Source organism: Lysobacterales bacterium (genome assembly GCA_016721845.1).
Lineage (GTDB): Bacteria > Pseudomonadota > Gammaproteobacteria > Xanthomonadales > Ahniellaceae > JADKHK01.
In genome coordinates, this window is sequence record JADKHK010000013.1 from 1,501,952 (window position 1) to 1,523,723 (window position 21,772).

Sequence of the window (21,772 nt, forward strand, 5' to 3'; positions counted from 1 at the left end):
AAATAATTTCCTTTGTGCCTCAGCCGAGCATGCCGTGTTGCACGCCGGCCGGGGGCCAGTTTTCGAGCTTCATGCCGAGCGAAAGACCGCGGGCAGCGAGCACTTCCTTGATTTCGGTGAGCGACTTCTTGCCGAGATTCGGCGTCTTCAGCAGCTCGACCTCGGTGCGTTGCACCAGGTCTCCGATGTAGTAGATGCTCTCGGCCTTCAGGCAGTTCGCCGAACGGACGGTGAGTTCGAGATCGTCGATCGGACGCATCAAGAGCGGGTCGATGCCGGTCGCGGCCGGCTTCGCGGCGGCGCTTTCGCGACGCGTGAAGTCACCGAACACGGACAGCTGATCGGCGAGGATGTCGGCCGCGCGACGCACGGCTTCTTCCGCTTCGATGGTGCCGTTGGTCTCGATGTCGAGCACGAGCTTGTCGAGATCGGTGCGCTGTTCGACGCGGGCGTTGTCGACTTCGAAAGCGACGCGGCGGATCGGGCTGAAGCTCGCATCGAGCTGCAGGCGGCCGATCGGACGCGACTCTTCATCGGGGCGACGACGCGAAAGAGCCGGCTGATAGCCGACGCCACGCGAAATGCGCAGACGCATATTGAGCTGCGTGTCCTTGGTCAGGTGGCAGATCACATGTTCCGGATTGATGATCTCGACGCTGTGGTCGACCTTGATGTCGCCGGCGGTGACGACGCCCGGGCCCTTCTTGACGAGGGTCAGGAGCGTTTCGTCGTGACCGTGCATGCGCAGCGCGACGTCCTTGAGGTTGAGCAGGACTTCGATCACGTCCTCCTGCAGGCCTTCAAGGGTCGTGTACTCATGCAACACGTTGTCGATTTCGACTTCAGTGATGGCACAGCCCGGGATCGAGGAAAGCAGCACGCGACGAAGCGCGTTGCCGAGCGTGTGGCCGAAACCGCGTTCAAGCGGTTCGACAGCGACGCGCGCCCGGTTGGGCGAGAGTCGCTCGGCGGTGATGCCGCGGGCGCGCATGACGCTGGTGGCGTTTGCAACCATGGTGATTGGGCTCTCCGATTACTTCGAGTACAGTTCGACGATGAGGTTCTCGTTGATGTCCGACGGCAGGTCCGCGCGATCAGGCGCAGCCTTGTAGGTGCCGGCCATCTTCTTCGCGTCCACTTCGAGCCAACCCGGCGTCAGATCCATTTCCTGCGACAGGGTCAGCGCTTCCTGGATGCGCAGCTGCTTGCGTGCAGCTTCAGCCACCGCGATTTCGTCGCCAGCCTTGACCTGGAAGGAGGCCAGATTGACCTTCTTGCCGTTCACCGTGATCGCCTTGTGGGCCACCAATTGGCGGGCACCGGCACGCGTCACCGCGAAACCCATGCGGAACACGACGTTGTCGAGACGGCTTTCCAGCAGGCGCAGCAGATTTTCACCCGTGGCGCCCTTCTGGTTCGACGCTTTCGCGTAGTACAGACGGAACTGACGTTCGAGCAGACCGTAGATGCGCTTCACCTTCTGCTTCTCGCGAAGCTGGACGGCGTAGTCGGACATCTTGCCCTTCTTGGCAGCACCATGCTGGCCGGGCTTCTGTTCGAGCTTGCACTTCGAATCCAGCGCACGCGCCGGGCTCTTGAGACTGAGGTCGGCGCCTTCACGACGCGCGAGCTTGCAGGTAGGACCGATATAACGAGCCATGGCAATTCTTCCTTAGACGCGACGCTTCTTCGGCGGACGGCAGCCGTTGTGCGGGATCGGCGTGATGTCGATGATGTTCGACACCTTGTAGCCGAGGGCATTGAGAGCACGAACCGCAGATTCGCGGCCCGGGCCGGGGCCCTTGATGCGCACTTCAACGGACTTCAGTCCGTAGTCGAGCGCCGCACGACCGGCCTTCTCGGCGGCAACCTGCGCCGCGAACGGCGTGGACTTGCGCGAACCGCGGAAACCGGCGCCACCGGAGGTCGCCCACGACAAGGCATTGCCCTGGCGATCGGTGATCGTGATGATGGTGTTGTTGAACGAAGCCTGGACATGCGCGATGCCGTCGGTGACGACGCGCTTGACCTTCTTCTTGGGCTTTGCAGCCGCTTGAGTCTTGGCATTCATGATGGGGTCCCGGGTCGATTACTTCTTGATCGCCTTGCGCGGACCCTTGCGCGTGCGCGCATTGGTTCGCGTGCGCTGTCCGCGCACCGGCAGACCACGACGATGACGCAGGCCACGGTAGCAACCGAGATCCTGCAGGCGCTTGATGCTGATGCCGACTTCTCGGCGCAGGTCGCCTTCGACCGTGAACTTGGCGACTTCCTGACGGAGTCGTTCCACCTGGGTGTCCGTCAGATCCTTGACCTTCGTCGTCGGATCCAGGCCAGCGGACGCACAGACCTTCTTCGAACGGGATCGGCCGATCCCGAAAATGCTTTGCAAGCCGATCCACGCATGCTTGTGGACCGGAATATTCACACCGGCGATACGCGCCATCGCGTCTTCTCCAAAACTGTTAGCGCAGGGAACTCAACATTATACATAGATCATCGCCCCACCGGCAGCGCCAGTAGCGACCCGCACATCCTGTGCAGTTGCCTCAGCGGGTAATACCGCTGCGACCGTAGTTCTTGAGGTTGGCCTTCTTCAGCAGACTCTCGTACTGCGACGACACCAGGTGCGCCTGGATCTGTGCGGTGAAATCCATCACCACGACGACCACGATCAGCAGCGAGGTACCGCCGAAATAGAAGGGTACGTTCCAGCTGGTCTGCAGGATCGAGGGCAACAGGCAGACCGAGACCAGATACAGGGCACCGATACCAGTCAGCCGGGTCATCACGCCATCGACGTAGTCCGCCGTGGCCTTGCCGGGACGAATGCCCGGAATCAACGCACCCGACTTCTTCAGGTTTTCGGCGGTTTCCGCCGAATTGAACACCATGGCGGTGTAGAAGAACGAGAACACGATGATCAGGACCGCAAACACGATCATGTACAGCGGTTCGCCGGGGCGCAGCATCATCGACATGTGGTTCAGCCAGCTGACCGACGACAGGCCACCCATCGACGCAATGGTCGCGGGGAACATGATGAAGGACGAGGCGAACACCGCCGGAATGACACCCGACATGTTGATCTTCAGCGGCAAGTGCGAGCTTTGGTTGTTGTAAGCGCGGGACCCACCCATGCGCCGCGCGTAGTTCACCGCGATGCGGCGTTGCGCGCGTTCCATGTAGACGATGAAGGCGACGACCGCAACGACCACGGCCAACACGCCCAAACCGACGAAGATGCTCATCTCGCTCGACGCGAGCTGCTTGAGCATCAGGCCGACCGCACTCGGCAGACCGGCGACAATGCCGGCGAAGATGATCAGCGAGATGCCATTGCCGATGCCGCGCTCGGTGATCTGCTCACCCAGCCACATCAGGAACAAAGTGCCCGCCGTCAGTCCGATCACTGCACTGATGACGAAGGCCGGACCGGGCGCAACGACAACGGGAAAGCCGCCGGCTGCCGTGGTCTGGCTCTGCAACGCGATGGCGACACCAAAAGCCTGGAACGCCGCCAGGCCAACGGCGCCGTAGCGCGTCAACTGGGAAATCTTGCGACGACCCGACTCGCCTTCCTTGCGCCACGCCTGCATCGACGGAACCATCGTCGCAAGCAACTGCACGATGATCGAGGCCGAGATGTAGGGGACGACGTTCAACGCGAAGACCGACAGGCGCTCAAGCGCACCGCCGGAGAACATGTTGAACATGTCGAGGATGGTGCCGCCCTGGCTTTCCATGAGCTGCGTCATCGCTTGCGGATTCACGCCCGGCACCGGCACGAACGTGCCGAGGCGGAACACGATCATCGCGAGGACGACAAAGATCAAGCGATCACGAAGCTCGGTCATGCGACCGAGATTCGCGAGTGGGCCCTGCGCTGGTGCCGAGGGATTCGCCACGCCTTACTCCATTTTGCCGCCGGCCGCTTCGATCGCCGACTTGGCGCCGGCGGTGGCGAGCAGACCCTTGAGCGTGTAGGCACGCTTGATTTCGCCCTTGGCGACGACCTTGCACTTCTTGGCGCGGGCATCGATCAGATTGGCGGCAATCAGCGTAGCCAGATCAACCGTCGTGTCCTTCAGCTGTTCCAGCTGATACAGACGGATCTCGGCAGTGTCGGCCTTGAGCTTCGATCGGAAACCGACCTTGGGCAGACGACGCTGGATCGGCATCTGGCCGCCTTCGAAGCCCGGCTTGATCTTGCCTTTGCCGGTACGGGCATACGAACCCTTGTGACCGCGGCCGGCCGTCTTGCCGAGGCCGGAGCCGATACCGCGACCGACGCGGGTGCGCACGGTGCGCGCGCCGGCGGCGGGTTTGATGGTGTTGAGACGCATGAGATATCTCCTGTGCTACGCGGCGATCAGTTTTCGACGCGGACGAGGTAGTTGACCTTGTTGATCAGGCCACGTACCTGCGGTGAGTCCTTGAGGGTACGAACGCTGTTGAGCTTGCCGAGGCCAAGCGCCTTGACGCTCAGGCGATGGATCCAGGGGCAGCTGTTCGTGCTCTTGACGAGACGGACGGTGACAGTCGATTCGGATTTATTAGTCATGGCTCGGCACCAGGTCTGCAAGCTTCTTGCCGCGCTTCGCCGCGATGTCGGCCGGCGACTGGATCGCCTGCAGGCCCTTGATCGTGGCACGCACGAGATTGATCGGATTGCGCGAACCGACCGCCTTGGCCAGCACGTTGCGCACACCGACGACTTCAAACACGGCGCGCATCGCGCCGCCGGCGATCACGCCGGTACCATCGGAGGCAGGCTGCATGAACACGCGCGCCGCACCATGGTTGGCCTTGACCGCATACTGCAGCGTGCCGTTCTTCAACGACACCTTGACCATCGCCTTGCGGGCGCGGTCCATCGCCTTCGCGATCGCAGCCGGCACTTCACGCGCCTTGCCGTAACCGAGACCGACGCGACCTTCACCATCGCCGACGACGGTCAGCGCCGTAAAGCTCATCTGGCGGCCACCCTTCACGGTCTTGGCCACACGATTCACGGCGATCAGCTTCTCTTGGAGGCCGTCACCCTGTTCACGATCGTTGTTGCTCATATCTCACCTGTGGCTCGCCGCGCACGAGGCGCGGCGGCATGATTTGCGGCTGGGCCGCTTGGAGTTGTGGTTGAAACGTAGTGCTTAGAACTTCAGACCGCCCTCGCGAGCGGCATCAGCGAGCGCCGCAATGCGGCCGTGATACAGGAATCCCGAACGGTCGAAAGCGACCGATTCGATGCCGGCGGCTTTCGCGCGTTCCGCGATGGCCTTGCCGACGGCCGCCGCGGCGGCCTTGTTCTTCGTGCCTTTGACTCCGGCGATGACGTCGTCCTGAAGCGTGTTCGCGACCGCCACCACCTTGCCGTCGGCCGTGAAGACCTGGGCGTAAAGATGCTGGCTGGAGCGATGCACCGACAGGCGCGCGACAGCGAGAGTGCGGATGTGTGCGCGCGTCTTCTTGGCGCGGCGCAGACGGGAAATATTCTTGTCCATGGTGGGTATCCTCAGTCGGCCCGCGATTACGCTTTCTTCGCTTCTTTCAGCGTGATCTTCTCGCCGGAGTAACGAACGCCCTTGCCCTTGTAGGGTTCCGGCGGACGGAAGGCGCGGATCTTTGCTGCAGCCTGGCCCACGACCTGCTTGTCCGCACCCTTGATGACGATTTCCGTCTGGGTCGGCGTTTCGATCGTGATGCCCGCAGGCGCGGTGAACAGCACCGGGTGCGAGAATCCGAGCGAAAGGTTCAGGTCCTTGCCCTGCATCGCAGCGCGGTAACCGACGCCAACCAACTCAAGCTTGCGCTCGAAGCCGTTGGCGACACCGGACACCATGTTGCTCAGCAGCGCACGCAGCGTGCCCGCCATCGCCATATGGTCGCCTTCGGCGGCCAGGGTGACGACACCATTGTCGATCTTGACGTTCACGTTGGCCGGGCGCGCGGTGGTCAGCGTGCCTTTCGGACCCTTGACCGTGACGACGTCACCGGCGACGGAGCATTCGACGCCCTTGGCGAGCGCGATCGGTTTCTTGGCTACTCGTGACATGGGGTTCTCTCCTTAGGCCACGAGGCAGATGACTTCGCCGCCCAGGCCCTTCGCGCGAGCCTGCGCGTCGGTCATGATGCCGGACGAGGTGGAAACGATGGACACACCGAGACCGTTGAGCACGGTCGGCAGTTCGTCCTTGCCGCGGTACTGGCGCAGGCCGGGCTTGCTGACGCGCTGGATGCGGTCGATGGCCGGCTTGCCCAGGTAATAGCGCAGCGCGATGTCGAGTTCTTTCTTGCCACCTTCGAGGTCGCGCACGGCGACGTCGTTGATGTAGCCCTCGTCTTTGAGGACTTTGGCGATTGCCAACTTGACCTTTGAAGCCGGCATTTTCACCGACACCTTGCCGATCGCGAGACCGTTGCGGATGCGGGTGAACATGTCGGCGATAGGATCAGTCATGCTCATGGGATGAAACTCCGTGAGATAGCACCGATATCCGGTACCGATTGTGGAAGGGACTTACCAGCTGGCCTTGCGCAGACCCGGAACGTCGCCACGCATGGTGGCTTCGCGGAGCTTGTTGCGGCCAAGGCCGAACTTGCGATACACGCCGCGCGAACGTCCCGATAGTTCGCAACGATTGCGCTGACGGCACGGACTCGCGTCGCGTGGCAACTTCTGAAGCTTCTGGATCGCATCCATCCGCTCGTCATGCGAGAGCTTCGGATCAATCGACTGACGCTTCAGTTCGGTACGCTTGGCAGCGTACTTCTTAACGGTCTTAGCGCGCTTGATGTCGCGGTTGACCATTGAGGTCTTGGCCATGAATGTCTCTCGGCTCTGATTAGTTGCGGAACGGGAACTTGAAGCCTTCGAGCAGCGCCTTGGCTTCTGCATCGGACTTCGCGGTCGTGGTGATCGCGATGTCCATGCCGCGCAGCGCGTCGATGGCGTCGAAGTTGATTTCCGGGAAAATGATCTGTTCCTTGATGCCGAAGTTGTAGTTGCCGCGGCCATCGAAGGCGCGACCACTGACACCGCGGAAGTCACGGACGCGCGGCAGCGCGATGGTGATCAGACGATCCAGGAATTCGAACATGTGGGCACGACGCAGCGTGACCTTGGCGCCGATCGGCCAACCATCACGGATCTTGAACGTCGCGACCGAAACACGAGCCTTGGTCGAGACCGGCTTCTGGCCCGCGATCTTGGTCATGTCGTCGAGGGCGTTGTCCAACACCTTCTTGTTGGCAGCAGCTTCACCCACGCCCATGTTCAGCGTGATCTTGGTGAGGCGCGGGACCTGCATCGGGTTCTTGTAGCCGAACTTCTCGGTCAGCTGCGGAACGACGACTTCCTTGTAATGCTTTTCAAAGCGAGTGATAGCCATGGTGATTCCTTATGCGTCCACCATTTCGCCGGACTTGCGGAAGACGCGGACCTTGCGGCCATCGTCCAGCGTCTTGAAACCGACGCGTTCGCCCTTTCCGGAGACGGTGTTCAGGAGCATCACGTTCGAGACGTGAATCGGTGCTTCGCGCTCGATGATGCCGCCCGGCTGGTTGAGCTGCGGGTTCGGCTTCGTGTGGCGCTTGATCAGGTTGATGTTCTGGACCACGACCTTGTCTTCGACAACGCGCAGCACTTCACCTTTCTGACCCTTGTTCTTGCCGGTGATCACGAGAACCTGATCACCTTTCTTGATGCGATTCATGGCGAGTCCCTCAGAGCACTTCAGGCGCCAGCGAAACGATCTTCATGAACCGTTCGCTGCGAAGTTCGCGAGTCACGGGTCCGAAGATGCGCGTGCCGATCGGCTCGAGCTTGTTGTTGAGCAGGACGGCGGCATTGCCATCGAAGCGGATCAGCGAACCATCCGGACGGCGCACACCCTTGCGGGTACGCACGACCACGGCGTCATAGACCTCGCCCTTCTTGACCTTGCCACGCGGAATGGCGTCCTTGATCGACACCTTGATGATGTCGCCAATGCCGGCATAACGACGCTTCGAGCCGCCGAGCACCTTGATACACATCAGTTCGCGTGCGCCACTGTTGTCGGCTGCCGCGAGATGGGATTGCATCTGGATCATGGTGTTCTAGCTCCTCAGCCTGCGCGCTCGACGACTTCCACGACACGCCAGTTCTTGGTCTTCGACAGTGGCGCGCATTCTGCAATGCGGACCTTGTCGCCTTCCTGGCACTGGCTGTTCTCGTCGTGGGCATGGACCTTGGTCGTGCGACGCAGGGCCTTGCCGTACAGCGAGTGCGACATCTGGCGTTCGATCACCACCGTCACGGTCTTCTGCATCTTGTTGCTGACCACACGACCTTCGATCGTGCGCAGCGCTTTCTTGGTATCAGTCATGACGTTCGTCTCACTTCTTCTCGCCGAGCACGGTCTTCGTGCGGGCGATCTCTCGACGCACACGCTTGATCTCGTGCGGGTGCGCGAGCTGACCGGTACCGCGCTGCATGCGCAGATTGAACTGTTCCTTGCGCAGATCGCCGACGTGCTTTTCCAGGTCGGCGGCTGATTTATCGCGAAGCTTCTTGATATCCATTAGCGCACCGTACGCGTCACGAAGGTGGTCTGAACGGAAAGCTTGGCCGCGGCCAGACGGAACGCTTCGCGCGCCGTGGCTTCGGGTACACCTTCCATCTCGTAAAGGACGCGACCGGGCGCGATCACCGCGACCCAGAATTCCACGCCGCCCTTGCCGCTGCCCATGCGGACTTCAATCGGTTTGCGCGAGATCGGCTTGTCCGGGAAGATTCGGATCCAGAGCTTTCCGCCACGCTTGACGAAGCGGGAGATTGTACGACGACCGGCCTCGATTTGGCGAGCGGTCAGGTGACCATGAGTCGTCGCCTTCAGACCGTATTCACCGAAACTGACGTTCGCACCATTGTGCGAGAGTCCGCGGTTGCGGCCCTTGAATACCTTGCGGTACTTGGTTCGGGATGGTTGCAGCATGATTAAGCTCCCCGGCCCGAGCGGTCGCCACGGTCACCACGGTCGCCGCGATCCTGACGATCGCCGCGCTCGCGGCTCGGACGCTCCGAACGCTCGTTGCGCTCATTCTTGTCGGCATTGGCTGCTTCAGCCGTCGCCGCGGCGAGGTCAAAGACGTCGCCCTTGTAGATCCAGGTCTTGATGCCGATGATGCCGTAGGTCGTCTTGGCCTGGGCAAAACCGTAATCGATGTCGGCACGCAGCGTGTGCAGCGGCACCCGGCCCTCGCGGTACCACTCGGTCCGGGCGATTTCGGCACCGTTCAAGCGACCCGCGACATTGACCTTGATGCCGAGTGCGCCGAGGCGCATCGCGTTGCCGACCGAACGCTTCATCGCGCGGCGGAACATGATGCGGCGCTCGAGCTGCTGGGCGATCGATTCCGCCACGAGCTGGGCATCGAGTTCCGGCTTACGGACTTCCGACACATTGATGTGCGTCGGAACGCCCATCATGTCGGATACGTCCTTGCGCAGCTTCTCGATGTCCTCGCCCTTCTTGCCGATCACCACACCCGGACGGGCCGTGTGGATGGTGACGCGCGCCGTCTTGGCCGGACGCTCGATCTGGATGCGCGAGATTCCGGCAGCAGCCAGGCGCGTACGCAGCATTTCACGAACTTTCAGGTCGGCAGCAAGGTAGGCGGCGAAGTCTTTCTTGCCCGAATACCAGGTCGAATTCCAGTCCTTGGAGATACCAAGGCGGATGCCGGTGGGATGAACTTTGTGACCCATCGTCGTCCTCGCTTACTTGCCGGAACCCACGACCACAGTGATGTGGCTCGTGCGTTTGATAATGCGCGTACCGCGGCCCTTTGCTCGGGCATGCATGCGCTTCATGGTCGGGCCTTCGTCGACGAAGATCTGGGTGACCTTCAGTTCGTCGATATCGGCGCCCTGGTTGTTTTCTGCGTTCGCAATGGCGGACTGCAGCACCTTCCTGACGATCTGCGCAGCCTTCTTGGTGCTGAACGTCAGGATGTTGGTGGCGCGACCAACCGGCAGGCCACGCACCTGGTCTGCGACCAGGCGCGCCTTCTGCGGCGAAATGCGGGCGGTACGGTGAATGGCTTTGGCTTCCATGATCATCGCTCCTTATTTACCCGACTTCTTGTCGCCGCCGTGGCCCTTGAAGGTGCGGGTCACTGCGAACTCGCCGAGCTTGTGCCCGACCATGTTCTCGTTGACCAACACCGGCACGTGCGCCTTGCCGTTATGAATGGCAATCGTCAGGCCGACCATGTCCGGCAGGATCATCGAGCGACGCGACCAGGTCTTGATCGGACGCTTGCTGCTGGTGGCGACAGCGGTATCAACCTTCTTCGCCAGATGCAGGTCCACGAAGGGACCTTTCTTGAGTGAACGTGGCATGGTCGATTAACCCCTGCGATCGCGGACAATGAAGCGCTGCGTGCGCTTGTTCTTGCGGGTCTTGTAACCCTTGGTCGGCATGCCCCACGGGCTGACCGGATGCGGGTTACCCTGACCGGCGCGGGCCTCACCACCGCCGTGCGGATGGTCGACCGGGTTCATCGCCGCACCGCGAACGGTCGGGCGGATGCCGCGCCAGCGCTGTGCACCGGCCTTGCCGATCTTGCGCAGGTTGTGTTCGTCGTTGCCGACTTCGCCGATCGTTGCGCGGCAGTCCGAAGGAACCTTGCGCATTTCACCGGAACGAAGACGCAGCGTCGCATAACCCTGGTCGCGCGCGATCAGCTGGGCGCCGGCACCGGCCGAACGCGCCAACTGCGCGCCCTTGCCAGGACGCATTTCGATGCAGTGCACCGTGGTACCGACCGGAATGTTGATCAGCGGCAACGAGTTGCCGACCTTGATCGGCGCATCCTTGCCCGCCACCAGTTGGTCGTTCACCTTCAGGCCCTTCGGCGAGATGATGTAGCGACGCTCACCGTCGGCGTAGCAAACCAGCGCGATGTGCGCCGTGCGGTTCGGATCATATTCGATGCGCTCGACGCGGCAGGCGATGCCTTCCTTGTCACGCTTGAAATCGATGACGCGATAATTCTGCTTGTGACCACCACCCTTGTGACGGGTGGTGATGCGGCCGTGGTTGTTGCGGCCGCCAGTCTTGCCCTGCGACTCGGTCAGTGCGGCCAGCGGGCCGCCCTTGTGCAATCCCGGCGTGGACACGCGCACCATTTGGCGGCGGCCTGCCGAAGTCGGCTTGAATGTAATCAGTGCCATGTTCGCTTACCTCAGGCCTTGGCCACGATGTCGATCGTTTGGCCTTCGGCAAGGCTTACGTACGCCTTGCGGAAACCACCGCGACCACCGAGTCGACCCTTGAACGCCTTGGTCTTGCCCTTGACGTTCAAGACGTTGACCGCCTTGACATTGACCTTGAACAATTCTTCAACTGCCATCTTGACGTCGGCCTTGGTTGCGGTGGATGCAACCTCGAAGACGTACTGGTTGGCGCTTTCCTGGATGCGGGCGCTCTTCTCGGAAACGAGCGGCGCGCGCAGCACCTGCAACAGACGTTCGTTGCTCATGCCAGCCACTCCTCGACCTTCTTGACCGTGTCGACGGTCATCACGACGTTGTCGGCGTAAACCAGGTCCACCGGATTCAGGCCAGCGACATCGACCACGCCGACATACGGCAGGTTCTGTGCGGCGAGGAACAGGTTCTGGCTACCGGCCTCGGTAACGATCAGCGTCTTGCCACCACCGAGCGACTCGATCTTGGCGTACAGCTGCTTGGTCTTCGGCGCATCGAGATCGAAATTCTCGACGACCTTGAGACGACCCGTGCGCGCCAGCTCCGACAGAATCGAGGCGATCGCACCGCGGTACATCTTGCGGTTGATCTTCTGCTCGAAGCTGCGCGGACGCGCGGCAAAGGCACGGCCACCGCCCACGAAGATCGGAGCGCGGTAGTCGCCGTGACGCGCACCGCCGCCCTTCTGCTTCTTGAACTTCTTGGTCGTACCCGACAGATCCGAACGCGACTTCTGCGCCTTGGTGCCGGAACGGCCGGCGGCGCGGAACGCGTTCACGACCTGATGGATCAGGTCCTGCTTGTACTCGCGACCGAACACGTCGTCGGAGACGCTCAGCGGCTGCTTGCTGTCAATGATATTCAGTTCCATGTCTGGGCTCCTTACTTCGCGGCCTTGGCCGCGGGACGCACGATCACGTCGCCGCCCGGAGCACCCGGCACCGCACCGCGGATCGCGATCAGACCGCGCTCTGCGTCGATGCGGACCACTTCGAGATTCATCGAAGTCTGGTTGATCGCACCCATGTGGCCGGACATCTTCTTGCCAGGAAACACTCGACCCGGCGTCTGGCGCTGGCCGATGGAGCCCGGCGAACGATGCGACAACGAGTTACCGTGCGTCGCGTCGCCCATCGTGAAGTGGTGGCGCTTGATCGTGCCCTGGAAACCCTTGCCCTTGGTCACGCCGGCGACATCCACCGCCTGGCCGACCTTGAACAACTCGTCCGCCTTGAGCTCTGCGCCGACGGCAAAACTGCCGATCTGCGCATCGTCCACGCGGAATTCCCAGAGACCGCGACCGGCCTCGACCTTGGCCTTGGCGTAATGGCCAGCCAACGGCTTGGTCACAAGCGCAGCGCGCTTCTTGCCAGCCGTCACCTGGATCGCCGAATAGCCATCCGTTTCTTTGGTCTTCACCTGGGTGATGCGGTTCGGTGATGCTTCAATCAGCGTCACCGGTACCGACACACCGTCTTCCGTGAAGACTCGCGTCATGCCGCATTTGCGGCCTACCAAACCGATACTCATGTTCCTGTCCTAATTGCGGCGCTTTAATACAGCTTGATCTGGACGTCCACGCCAGCGGCGAGGTCAAGCTTCATCAGCGCATCTACGGTCTTGTCGTTGGGATCGACAATATCCAGAACGCGTTTGTGGGTACGGGTCTCGTACTGATCACGCGCGTCCTTGTCCACGTGCGGCGAGACCAGCACGGTGTAACGCTCGATCTTCGTCGGAAGCGGAATCGGACCGTGCACTTGCGCGCCGGTACGCTTCGCGGTTTCGACGATTTCGCTCGCGGACTTGTCGATCAAGCGGTGATCGAAAGCCTTGAGACGAATTCGGATTTTCTGGTCTGCCATTGCCGTGTCCTTCTTGTTGACGGACCGCGGGGCGCGCACACCCCGCGATGCTCGTGAATTTCAATCGATGTTTAAACGAGGACCTTGGCGACGACGCCGGCGCCGACGGTACGGCCGCCTTCGCGGATCGCGAAACGCAGGCCTTCTTCCATCGCGATCGGGTGAATCAGCGTCACCACCATCTTGGTGTTGTCGCCCGGCATCACCATCTCCACGCCTTCCGGCAGCTCGCACGCACCCGTCACGTCCGTCGTACGGAAGTAGAACTGCGGACGGTAGCCGCGGAAGAACGGCGTATGACGACCGCCCTCTTCCTTCGACAACACGTACACCTCAGCCTCGAACTTCGTGTGCGGCGTGATCGTGCCCGGCTTGCAGATGACCTGACCGCGCTCGATGTCCTCGCGCTTCGTGCCGCGCAGCAGCAGACCGGCATTGTCGCCCGCCTGACCCTGATCCAGCAGCTTGCGGAACATCTCGACGCCCGTCACCGTCGTCTTCGTCGTCGGACGAATACCGACAATTTCGATTTCCTCGCCCACCTTGATGATGCCGCGCTCGATACGACCCGTCACCACCGTGCCACGACCCGAAATCGAGAACACGTCTTCGACCGGCATCAGGAACGGCTTGTCCACGTCGCGCTTCGGCTCCGGAATGTAGCTGTCCAGCGCTTCCACCAGCTTGATGATCGCCGGCACGCCGATTTCGCTCTGATCACCTTCCAGCGCCTTCAGCGCCGAACCCTTGATGATCGGCGTGTCGTCGCCCGGGAAGTTGTACTTGCTCAGCAGGTCCCGGACTTCCATCTCGACCAGCTCCAGCAACTCGGCGTCGTCCACCATGTCCGCCTTGTTCAGGAAGACCACGATGTACGGCACGCCGACCTGACGCGCCAGCAGAATGTGTTCGCGCGTCTGCGGCATCGGACCATCCGCCGCCGAGCACACCAGGATCGCGCCGTCCATCTGCGCCGCACCCGTGATCATGTTCTTCACGTAGTCCGCATGGCCCGGGCAATCCACGTGCGCGTAATGACGGTTCGGCGATTCATATTCCACGTGCGCCGTCGAGATCGTGATCCCGCGCGCCTTCTCTTCCGGCGCCGCGTCGATCTGGTCGTATGCCTTGAACTCGCCACCAAACGCTCCGCGCCGACCTTCGTCAGCGCCGCCGTCAGCGTCGTCTTGCCGTGATCCACGTGACCAATCGTGCCCACGTTCACGTGCGGCTTGGTGCGTTCGAATTTACCCTTTGCCATGACTGCAAACCCTTAAGAATTGAAAGTCGAAATGAAAGTGGATCAGGCGTTTTTCTTGATCACGGATTCAGCGATGTTGTTCGGCGCTTCGGCGTAGTGATCGAATTCCATCGTGAAAGTGGCGCGACCCTGCGACATCGAACGCATAGAAGTGGCGTAGCCGAACATCTCGCCGAGCGGAACCATCGCGTTGATGACCTTGCCCGACGGCGTGTCATCCGAACCCTGCAGGATGCCGCGTCGACGACTCAGGTCGCCCATCACGTCGCCCATGTAGTCTTCCGGCGTCACCACCTCGACCTTCATGATCGGTTCCAGCAAAGCCGGATTCGCTTTGTGGAACGCTTCCTTGAAGGCCATCGAGCCGGCCACCTTGAATGCCATTTCGTTCGAGTCGACATCGTGGTACGAGCCGTCGACCGCGCGGATCTTGACGTCAACCACCGGGAACCCGGCGAGCACGCCGTTCTTGATGGCTTCCTGGATGCCCTTGTCGGCCGCAGTCACGTACTCCTTCGGAACCACGCCACCGACGATGGCATTTTCGAAGAGGTAACCGCCACCGCGTTCCATCGGCTCCATCTCGATGACAATGTGACCGTATTGGCCACGACCGCCCGACTGGCGCACGAACTTGCCTTCCTGACGCACCGCTTTGCGGATTGCTTCACGATAGGCGACCTGCGGCTTGCCAACATTGGCCTCGACGTTGAATTCGCGCTTCATGCGATCGACGAGGATTTCGAGATGGAGTTCACCCATGCCCGAAATGATCGTCTGAGCCGATTCTTCATCGGTTCGCACGCGGAACGACGGATCTTCCTGAGCGAGACGGCCCAGCGCAATGCCCATCTTTTCCTGATCCGACTTGGTCTTCGGCTCCACCGCCATCGAAATGACGGGTTCCGGGAAGATCATGCGCTCCAGGGTGATGACGTGATCTTGCGCACACAGCGTGTCGCCAGTGGTGACGTCTTTCAGACCCACCGCCGCAGCGATGTCGCCCGCCAGCACTTCCTTGATCTCGTCGCGCTGATTGGCATGCATCTGCAGGATGCGGCCGATGCGCTCCTTCTTCGACTTGACCGGGTTGTACACCTGGTCACCCGCATTCAGCGTGCCCGAATAGACACGGAAGAACGTCAGCGATCCGACGAACGGGTCGGTCATGATCTTGAACGCAAGCGCCGAGAACGGCTCCTTGTCGCCCGGCGTACGGGTCGCTTCCTTGTCGTTCTCGTCGAGACCGCGAACCGGCGGACGGTCGGCGGGTGACGGCAGGAAATGGATGACCGCATCGAGCATGGCCTGCACGCCCTTGTTCTTGAAGGCGGTGCCGCAAAACATCGGGATGATGTCGCAGGTCAAGGTGCGAGCACGAATGCCGCCCATGATCTCTTCCTCGGAGAGGTCACCCTCTTCGAGATACTTGTTCATCAGGACTTCCGACGATTCGGCGGCCGCTTCCATCATGAACTCGCGAGCCTTCTTGGCGTCATCGAGCATGCCGGCGGGCACTTCGCCATAAGTGAAGGTCGTGCCCTGATTCGACATGTCCCAGATGATCGCTTTCATCTTGAGCAGATCGATCACGCCCTCGAAGCTGTCTTCCGCACCGATCGGCAACTGCATCGGAACCGGATACGCGTTCAGGCGCGACTTCAGCTGATCGACGACCTTGGAGAAGTTCGCACCGGTACGGTCCATCTTGTTGACGAACGCAAGACGCGGCACCGAATACTTGTTGGCCTGGCGCCACACCGTTTCCGACTGCGGCTGGACACCACCGACGGCGCACAGCACGAACACCGCACCATCAAGCACGCGCAAGGAACGCTCGACTTCAATGGTGAAGTCGACGTGACCGGGCGTATCGATGATGTTGAACCGGTGCTGCTGCATGGACTTGTCCATGCCCGCCCAGAAGCAGGTCGTCGCAGCGGACGTGATCGTGATGCCGCGTTCCTGCTCTTGCTCCATCCAGTCCATCGTCGCGGCGCCGTCATGGACTTCGCCGATTTTGTGGTTCACCCCGGTGTAGAACAGGATGCGTTCGGTCGTGGTCGTCTTGCCAGCATCGATGTGAGCCATGATGCCGAAGTTGCGATAACGATCGATGGGCGTAATGCGCGCCATTGTCTGAGTCCTGTCCGATTACCAGCGGTAGTGCGCGAAAGCTTTGTTAGCTTCGGCCATACGATGAGTTTCTTCACGCTTCTTGACGGCGCCGCCGCGGCTTTCCGCCGCATCGATCAGCTCGCCTGCAAGCTTGCGCGGCATCGACGTTTCACCACGCTTGCGCGCAGCGTCGATGGTCCAGCGCATGGCCAACGCCATGCGGCGGGCCGGACGGACTTCAACCGGAACCTGATAGGTCGCACCACCGACGCGGCGCGACTTCACTTCGACCGCCGGTGAGACATTGCTCAGCGCCTTGTCGACGAGCGCGAGCGCGTCCGCATTCTTTTCACCGATCACGTCAAGCGCACCATAGACGATGCCTTCGGCGGTCGACTTCTTGCCGCTTTTCATGATCATGTTGATGAAGCGCGCGATCGTCTCGCTCCCGTGCTTGGGATCGGGAAGCAGGGTGCGCTGCGGAGTAGAGCCTTTACGCGACATAAGAATTCAACCCAGACTGGAGTTTAGGATTTCGGGCGCTTGGCGCCGTACTTCGAACGACCCTGGCGACGCTTGGCGACGCCGGAGGCATCGAGCGAGCCGCGCACGGTGTGGTAACGCACACCCGGCAGGTCCTTGACACGACCACCGCGGATCAGAACGACCGAGTGCTCCTGCAGATTGTGGCCTTCGCCACCGATGTAGCTGATCACTTCAAAGCCGTTCGTGAGGCGGACCTTGGCGACCTTGCGAAGTGCCGAATTCGGCTTCTTCGGGGTCGTCGTGTAGACGCGGGTGCAGACGCCACGACGCTGCGGGCAGCTCGCCAGGGCCGGCGATGCGCTCTTGTAGGTTTTCGGACGGCGCGCAGTGCGCACCAACTGGTTGATCGTCGCCATGTGAAAGAGTCCTGAGAAACGAGAGACAGGCCGGCACCAGCCGACCTGTCAGCTTTGAGACTTTAACAGCCAGTTAACCTAGCTGTCAACGACACCACTACCATCCTTGGCCGCGAACACGAGGTGCTTCCTGCACCTCATTTCGTATGTTTAACGGGCCTTAAGCCTCGTCTGAACCGCCGTCTTCCGCGAGGGGTTCCGCAAACGTCACGCTGGACGAACCACGGAACGAATCCAACTCGGCTTCAGTGAGGCCGGCATTCGCCGCGCGACGTTTCGCGTGGTAAGCCAAGCCGGTACCGGCAGGAATCAAGCGCCCAACGATAACGTTTTCCTTCAGCCCGCGCAAGGTGTCTCGCGTACCGCGAACCGCCGCTTCGGTCAGGACACGCGTGGTTTCCTGGAAGGAGGCCGCCGAAATGAAGGATTCCGTCGCCAGAGAGGCCTTGGTGATACCCAGCAACACCGGTTCGTACGTCGCCGTCCGCTCGTTGCGGGTGCGCGCACGGGCGTTCTCGTCGAGCACACGGACACGGTCGGTCTGCTCGTTGCGCAGATAACGGGTATCACCGCCATCCGAGATTTCAACCTTGCGCAACATCTGGCGAATGATCGTCTCGATGTGCTTGTCGTTGATCTTGACGCCCTGCAAACGATAAACGTCCTGGATTTCGCGGGTCAGGTACTCGGCCAGCGGCTCCACGCCCTTGAGGCGCAGGATGTCTTGCGGATTCGGCTCGCCGTCCACGATCGTCTCGCCCTTCTCCACGTGTTCGCCTTCGAACACGATGATCTGGCGGTACTTCGGGATCAGCTCTTCGTGCTCCTCGCCATCGGTCGGTGATGATCAGGCGCTGCTTGCCCTTGGTGTCCTTGCCGAAGCTGATGATGCCGGTGCGCTCCGCGAGGATCGCCGGCTCCTTCGGCTTGCGCGCCTCGAACAAGTCGGCCACACGCGGCAGACCGCCGGTAATGTCGCGCGTCTTCGAGGTTTCCTGCGGGATACGCGCGACGACGTCGCCGACGCCGACCTGGGCGCCATTCTGCAGCGACACGATCGCACCCGGCGGCAGGAAATACTGCGCCGGAATATCGGTGCCGGGCAGCTTGAGCTCCTTGCCCTTCTTGTCTTCGAGGCGAACCAGCGGACGCAAATCCTTCGCCGCGGAACCGCGACGCTTCGGATCGGTCACCACGGCCGACTGCAAGCCGGTGAGCTCGTCGATCTGCTCCTGCACCGTCACACCGTCGACGAAGTCGGAGAAGCGCAACGTACCGGCCACTTCCGACACGATCGGATGGGTATGCGGATCCCAGTTCGCGACGATCTGGCCGGCCTTCACCGCCGCCCCGTCCTTGAGCGCAATGGTCGCGCCGTAGGGAACGCGATAACGCTCGCGCTCGCGACCATGGCCATCCATCACCGACAGTTCGCCCGAACGCGAGACCGCGACCAGGTGGCCTGCGGCGTGCTGCACCGTCTTGACGTTGTTGAACTTGAGCGAGCCATTCGTCTTGACCTGGACGCTGTCGACCGCAGCTGCTCGCGATGCCGCACCACCGATATGGAAGGTACGCATCGTGAGCTGGGTACCCGGCTCGCCGATCGACTGCGCCGCAATCACGCCCACCGCTTCGCCGATATTGACCAGATGGCCGCGCGCAAGATCGCGTCCGTAGCAATGGCCGCAGACGCCGTGGCGCGATTCGCAGGTAATCGTGGAGCGCACCTTGATCGACTGCACGCCAGCCGTTTCCAGCTGCTCGACGCTCTTTTCGTCGAGCAACGAATTGCGCTCGACGATCGGCTTCTCGTCATTGCCCGGCGCGTACACGTCCTCGGCCACGACACGACCGAGCACGCGATCGCGCAACGGTTCGACCACATCGCCACCTTCGACGATCGCCGACATGGTGAAGCCACCGTAGGTACCGCAGTCGATTTCGGTGATGACCACGTCCTGCGCGACGTCGACAAGTCGACGCGTCAGGTAGCCGGAGTTCGCCGTCTTCAGTGCAGTATCCGCGAGGCCCTTGCGGGCGCCGTGGGTCGAGATGAAGTACTGCAGCACGTCGAGGCCTTCGCGGAAGTTCGCCTTGATCGGCGTCTCGATGATCGAGCCGTCCGGACGTGCCATGAGGCCGCGCATGCCGGCCAGCTGGCGGATCTGCGCCGCGCTACCACGCGCGCCGGAGTCGGCCATGATGTAGATCGAGTTCATCGACTTCTGGCTGACCGTCTCGCCCTTGGCGTTGACGACCTTTTCCGTGCCGATGGTGTCCATCATCGCCTTGGCGATGCGCTCGTTCGCACGTGACCAGATGTCGACGACCTTGTTGTAGCGCTCGCCGGCAGTGACGAGACCCGAAGCGAACTGCTCCTGGATGTCCTTCACTTCCTTGTCCGCTTCGCCGACGATGTGCGCCTTTTCCGGCGGGATCGTCATGTCGTCGATGCCGACCGAGACGCCGGCGCGGGTCGCATAAGCGAAGCCGGTGTACATCAGCTGGTCGGCGAACACGACGGTCTGTTTCAGGCCGAGCGTACGATACGACGCATTGATCAGGCGCGAGATGTTCTTCTTCGTCAGATCCTGGTTGATGACCGCGAACGGCATGCCTTCCGGCAGGATTTCCGCCAGCAGCGCACGACCGACCGTGGTTTCCACGATCGACAGCTTGCCGCTGCGGGTGCCTTCCGGGTCCATCAGGCGCACCTTGATCTTGGCGTGCAGCGCGACGGCGCGATTGTCGTAGGCGCGCTTCACTTCGCTGATGTTCGCGAACACCATGCCCTCGCCCTTCGCATTCACGAGTTCGCGGGTCATGTAGTACAGGCCGAGCACGACGTCCTGGGTCGGCACGATGATCGGCTCGCCGTTCGCCGGGCTCAGGATGTTGTTCGACGACATCATCAGTGCGCGCGCTTCGAGCTGGGCTTCGATCGACAGCGGCACATGCACGGCCATCTGGTCACCGTCGAAGTCCGCGTTGAACGCGGTGCAGACCAGCGGATGCAGCTGGATCGCCTTGCCTTCGATCAGCACCGGCTCGAACGCCTGGATACCGAGGCGATGCAGGGTCGGCGCACGATTCAGCATGACCGGATGTTCGCGGATCACCTCTTCGAGGATGTCCCAGACCTCGGCCGATTCGCGCTCGACCAGCTTCTTGGCCGCCTTGATGGTGGTCGCAAGGCCACGCAGCTGCAGCTTCGAGAAGATGAAGGGCTTGAACAGCTCCAGCGCCATCTTCTTCGGCAGGCCGCACTCGTGCAGCTTCAGCTTCGGACCGACCACGATGACCGAGCGGCCGGAGTAGTCGACGCGCTTGCCGAGCAGGTTCTGGCGGAAGCGGCCTTGCTTGCCCTTGATCATGTCGGCCAGCGACTTCAGCGGACGCTTGTTCGTGCCGGTGATCGCACGACCGCGACGACCGTTGTCCATCAGCGCATCGACCGACTCCTGCAGCATGCGTTTTTCGTTGCGCACGATGATGTCCGGCGCATTGAGTTCGAGCAGGCGCTTGAGGCGGTTGTTGCGGTTGATCACGCGGCGGTAGAGATCGTTCAGATCCGAAGTCGCGAAGCGGCCACCGTCCAGCGGCACCAGCGGGCGCAGATCAGGCGGCAGCACCGGCAGCACGGTCATGACCATCCATTCCGGTCGATTGCCGGAATCGATGAAGCTTTCCATCAGCTTGATGCGCTTCGACAGACGCTTGAGCTTGGTCTCCGACGACGTGCTGCCCATCTCCTCGCGCAGGCGCACGAGCTCGGCATTCAGGTCAATCGTCTTCAGCAGCTCGTGCACGGCCTCGGCGCCCATGCGGGCGTCGAACTCGTCACCGTGCTCCTCGACGGACTGGAGGTACTGTTCTTCGGACAGGATCTGGCCGCGATCGAGCGAGGTCAGGCCCGGCTCGGTGACGACGTAGGCTTCGAAGTACAGCACGCGCTCGATGTCGCGCAGGGTCATGTCCAGCATCAGGCCGATGCGCGACGGCAGCGACTTGAGGAACCAGATATGCGCAGTCGGCGAAGCCAGCTCAATGTGGCCCATGCGTTCGCGACGCACCTTGGCCAGCGTCACTTCCGTGCCGCACTTTTCGCAGACCACACCGCGATGCTTCATGCGCTTGTACTTGCCGCAGAGGCACTCGTAGTCCTTGATCGGTCCGAAGATCGCGGCGCAGAAGAGGCCGTCGCGTTCCGGCTTGAAGGTACGGTAGTTGATGGTTTCCGGCTTCTTCACTTCGCCGAACGACCACGAGCGGATCAGGTCCGGCGATGACAAGCCGATGCGGATCGAGTCGAAGTCGAGCGACTGGCGCTGCTGGTTGAACAAGTTGAGCAAATCTTTCATGGCAT

The 21,772-nt window shown here is 61.6% G+C and carries 29 protein-coding genes and 2 pseudogenes; all 31 read right to left on the minus strand.

From position 1 onward, the window contains the following. Window positions 1-19: 19 nt before the first annotated feature. The 31 genes and pseudogenes from rpoA to rpoC all read right to left on the minus strand — a co-directional run bounded on the left by rpoA (window position 20) and on the right by rpoC (window position 21,767). Window positions 20-1,015 carry a DNA-directed RNA polymerase subunit alpha gene (gene rpoA / locus IPP28_14250; GenBank protein MBL0042162.1) on the minus strand — a complete coding sequence of 332 codons (996 nt, stop codon included), beginning with the start codon at window positions 1,013-1,015 and terminating at the stop codon, window positions 20-22. An 18-nt stretch (window positions 1,016-1,033) separates the two neighbouring features. Next, window positions 1,034-1,660, minus strand: coding sequence for a 30S ribosomal protein S4 (rpsD, locus tag IPP28_14255; GenBank protein ID MBL0042163.1), 627 nt, complete (start codon window positions 1,658-1,660; stop codon window positions 1,034-1,036). 12 nt (window positions 1,661-1,672) lie between these two features. Then, window positions 1,673-2,071: a 30S ribosomal protein S11 gene (gene rpsK / locus IPP28_14260; protein ID MBL0042164.1), complete on the minus strand. Its 399-nt coding sequence runs from the start codon at window positions 2,069-2,071 to the stop codon at window positions 1,673-1,675. A gap of 18 nt (window positions 2,072-2,089) precedes the next feature. Beyond that, window positions 2,090-2,446 (minus strand): 30S ribosomal protein S13, encoded by a 357-nt coding sequence (rpsM, locus tag IPP28_14265; protein ID MBL0042165.1) that lies wholly within the window; start codon window positions 2,444-2,446, stop codon window positions 2,090-2,092. A gap of 103 nt (window positions 2,447-2,549) precedes the next feature. Then, window positions 2,550-3,908 carry a preprotein translocase subunit SecY gene (gene secY, locus IPP28_14270; GenBank protein MBL0042166.1) on the minus strand — a complete coding sequence of 453 codons (1,359 nt, stop codon included), beginning with the start codon at window positions 3,906-3,908 and terminating at the stop codon, window positions 2,550-2,552. Between the two features lie 3 nt (window positions 3,909-3,911). Next, a complete protein-coding gene (gene rplO, locus IPP28_14275; protein ID MBL0042167.1) occupies window positions 3,912-4,346 on the minus strand; it encodes a 50S ribosomal protein L15 in 435 nt (144 codons plus the stop codon). A gap of 26 nt (window positions 4,347-4,372) precedes the next feature. Further along, a complete protein-coding gene (rpmD, locus tag IPP28_14280) occupies window positions 4,373-4,564 on the minus strand; it encodes a 50S ribosomal protein L30 (protein MBL0042168.1) in 192 nt (63 codons plus the stop codon). Then, window positions 4,557-5,069 carry a 30S ribosomal protein S5 gene (gene rpsE / locus IPP28_14285; protein MBL0042169.1) on the minus strand — a complete coding sequence of 171 codons (513 nt, stop codon included), beginning with the start codon at window positions 5,067-5,069 and terminating at the stop codon, window positions 4,557-4,559. The genes rpmD and rpsE overlap by 8 nt, the downstream gene beginning before the upstream one ends. An 84-nt stretch (window positions 5,070-5,153) precedes the next feature. Continuing rightward, on the minus strand, window positions 5,154-5,504 hold the full coding sequence (gene rplR / locus IPP28_14290; protein ID MBL0042170.1) for a 50S ribosomal protein L18: 351 nt from the start codon (window positions 5,502-5,504) through the stop codon (window positions 5,154-5,156). A gap of 26 nt (window positions 5,505-5,530) precedes the next feature. After that, window positions 5,531-6,055 (minus strand): 50S ribosomal protein L6, encoded by a 525-nt coding sequence (rplF, locus tag IPP28_14295; protein MBL0042171.1) that lies wholly within the window; start codon window positions 6,053-6,055, stop codon window positions 5,531-5,533. A gap of 12 nt (window positions 6,056-6,067) precedes the next feature. After that, on the minus strand, window positions 6,068-6,466 hold the full coding sequence (gene rpsH / locus IPP28_14300; protein ID MBL0042172.1) for a 30S ribosomal protein S8: 399 nt from the start codon (window positions 6,464-6,466) through the stop codon (window positions 6,068-6,070). 54 nt (window positions 6,467-6,520) lie between these two features. Further along, window positions 6,521-6,826: a 30S ribosomal protein S14 gene (gene rpsN / locus IPP28_14305; GenBank protein MBL0042173.1), complete on the minus strand. Its 306-nt coding sequence runs from the start codon at window positions 6,824-6,826 to the stop codon at window positions 6,521-6,523. Window positions 6,827-6,845: 19 nt separating this feature from the next. Further along, complete coding sequence (gene rplE, locus IPP28_14310; protein MBL0042174.1) at window positions 6,846-7,391, minus strand: 50S ribosomal protein L5; 546 nt, start codon at window positions 7,389-7,391, stop codon at window positions 6,846-6,848. Between the two features lie 9 nt (window positions 7,392-7,400). Beyond that, complete coding sequence (rplX, locus tag IPP28_14315; GenBank protein ID MBL0042175.1) at window positions 7,401-7,715, minus strand: 50S ribosomal protein L24; 315 nt, start codon at window positions 7,713-7,715, stop codon at window positions 7,401-7,403. A 10-nt stretch (window positions 7,716-7,725) separates the two neighbouring features. Further along, window positions 7,726-8,094, minus strand: a complete 369-nt coding sequence (gene rplN / locus IPP28_14320) for a 50S ribosomal protein L14 (protein ID MBL0042176.1) — start codon at window positions 8,092-8,094, stop codon at window positions 7,726-7,728. Between the two features lie 14 nt (window positions 8,095-8,108). Next, entirely contained in the window at window positions 8,109-8,369 is a 261-nt protein-coding gene (gene rpsQ / locus IPP28_14325; GenBank protein ID MBL0042177.1) for a 30S ribosomal protein S17, read from the minus strand. A gap of 10 nt (window positions 8,370-8,379) precedes the next feature. Further along, window positions 8,380-8,565: a 50S ribosomal protein L29 gene (gene rpmC / locus IPP28_14330; protein ID MBL0042178.1), complete on the minus strand. Its 186-nt coding sequence runs from the start codon at window positions 8,563-8,565 to the stop codon at window positions 8,380-8,382. Then, complete coding sequence (gene rplP / locus IPP28_14335) at window positions 8,565-8,978, minus strand: 50S ribosomal protein L16 (GenBank protein ID MBL0042179.1); 414 nt, start codon at window positions 8,976-8,978, stop codon at window positions 8,565-8,567. The genes rpmC and rplP overlap by 1 nt, the downstream gene beginning before the upstream one ends. Before the next feature lie 2 nt (window positions 8,979-8,980). Continuing rightward, window positions 8,981-9,751 carry a 30S ribosomal protein S3 gene (gene rpsC / locus IPP28_14340; GenBank protein ID MBL0042180.1) on the minus strand — a complete coding sequence of 257 codons (771 nt, stop codon included), beginning with the start codon at window positions 9,749-9,751 and terminating at the stop codon, window positions 8,981-8,983. Window positions 9,752-9,763: 12 nt separating this feature from the next. Next, the gene (gene rplV, locus IPP28_14345; GenBank protein ID MBL0042181.1) at window positions 9,764-10,099 is read right to left on the minus strand and encodes a 50S ribosomal protein L22; all 336 of its coding nucleotides are present in this window, start codon (window positions 10,097-10,099) and stop codon (window positions 9,764-9,766) included. A 12-nt stretch (window positions 10,100-10,111) separates the two neighbouring features. Continuing rightward, window positions 10,112-10,387: a 30S ribosomal protein S19 gene (gene rpsS, locus IPP28_14350; GenBank protein ID MBL0042182.1), complete on the minus strand. Its 276-nt coding sequence runs from the start codon at window positions 10,385-10,387 to the stop codon at window positions 10,112-10,114. Between the two features lie 6 nt (window positions 10,388-10,393). Then, complete coding sequence (gene rplB, locus IPP28_14355) at window positions 10,394-11,221, minus strand: 50S ribosomal protein L2 (protein MBL0042183.1); 828 nt, start codon at window positions 11,219-11,221, stop codon at window positions 10,394-10,396. A gap of 11 nt (window positions 11,222-11,232) precedes the next feature. After that, window positions 11,233-11,529: a 50S ribosomal protein L23 gene (gene rplW / locus IPP28_14360; protein ID MBL0042184.1), complete on the minus strand. Its 297-nt coding sequence runs from the start codon at window positions 11,527-11,529 to the stop codon at window positions 11,233-11,235. Then, window positions 11,526-12,128 carry a 50S ribosomal protein L4 gene (gene rplD, locus IPP28_14365; protein MBL0042185.1) on the minus strand — a complete coding sequence of 201 codons (603 nt, stop codon included), beginning with the start codon at window positions 12,126-12,128 and terminating at the stop codon, window positions 11,526-11,528. The genes rplW and rplD overlap by 4 nt, the downstream gene beginning before the upstream one ends. A gap of 11 nt (window positions 12,129-12,139) precedes the next feature. Beyond that, entirely contained in the window at window positions 12,140-12,787 is a 648-nt protein-coding gene (gene rplC / locus IPP28_14370) for a 50S ribosomal protein L3 (GenBank protein ID MBL0042186.1), read from the minus strand. A 23-nt stretch (window positions 12,788-12,810) separates the two neighbouring features. Then, window positions 12,811-13,122, minus strand: coding sequence for a 30S ribosomal protein S10 (rpsJ, locus tag IPP28_14375; protein ID MBL0042187.1), 312 nt, complete (start codon window positions 13,120-13,122; stop codon window positions 12,811-12,813). 71 nt (window positions 13,123-13,193) lie between these two features. Next, window positions 13,194-14,383 (minus strand): annotated as a pseudogene (gene tuf, locus IPP28_14380) (elongation factor Tu). A gap of 42 nt (window positions 14,384-14,425) precedes the next feature. Next, the gene (gene fusA / locus IPP28_14385; protein ID MBL0042188.1) at window positions 14,426-16,519 is read right to left on the minus strand and encodes an elongation factor G; all 2,094 of its coding nucleotides are present in this window, start codon (window positions 16,517-16,519) and stop codon (window positions 14,426-14,428) included. Between the two features lie 18 nt (window positions 16,520-16,537). Continuing rightward, the gene (gene rpsG, locus IPP28_14390; GenBank protein ID MBL0042189.1) at window positions 16,538-17,005 is read right to left on the minus strand and encodes a 30S ribosomal protein S7; all 468 of its coding nucleotides are present in this window, start codon (window positions 17,003-17,005) and stop codon (window positions 16,538-16,540) included. Between the two features lie 23 nt (window positions 17,006-17,028). Then, on the minus strand, window positions 17,029-17,403 hold the full coding sequence (gene rpsL / locus IPP28_14395; GenBank protein MBL0042190.1) for a 30S ribosomal protein S12: 375 nt from the start codon (window positions 17,401-17,403) through the stop codon (window positions 17,029-17,031). A 160-nt stretch (window positions 17,404-17,563) separates the two neighbouring features. Beyond that, window positions 17,564-21,767: pseudogene (rpoC, locus tag IPP28_14400) on the minus strand (DNA-directed RNA polymerase subunit beta'). Window positions 21,768-21,772: the final 5 nt, after the last annotated feature.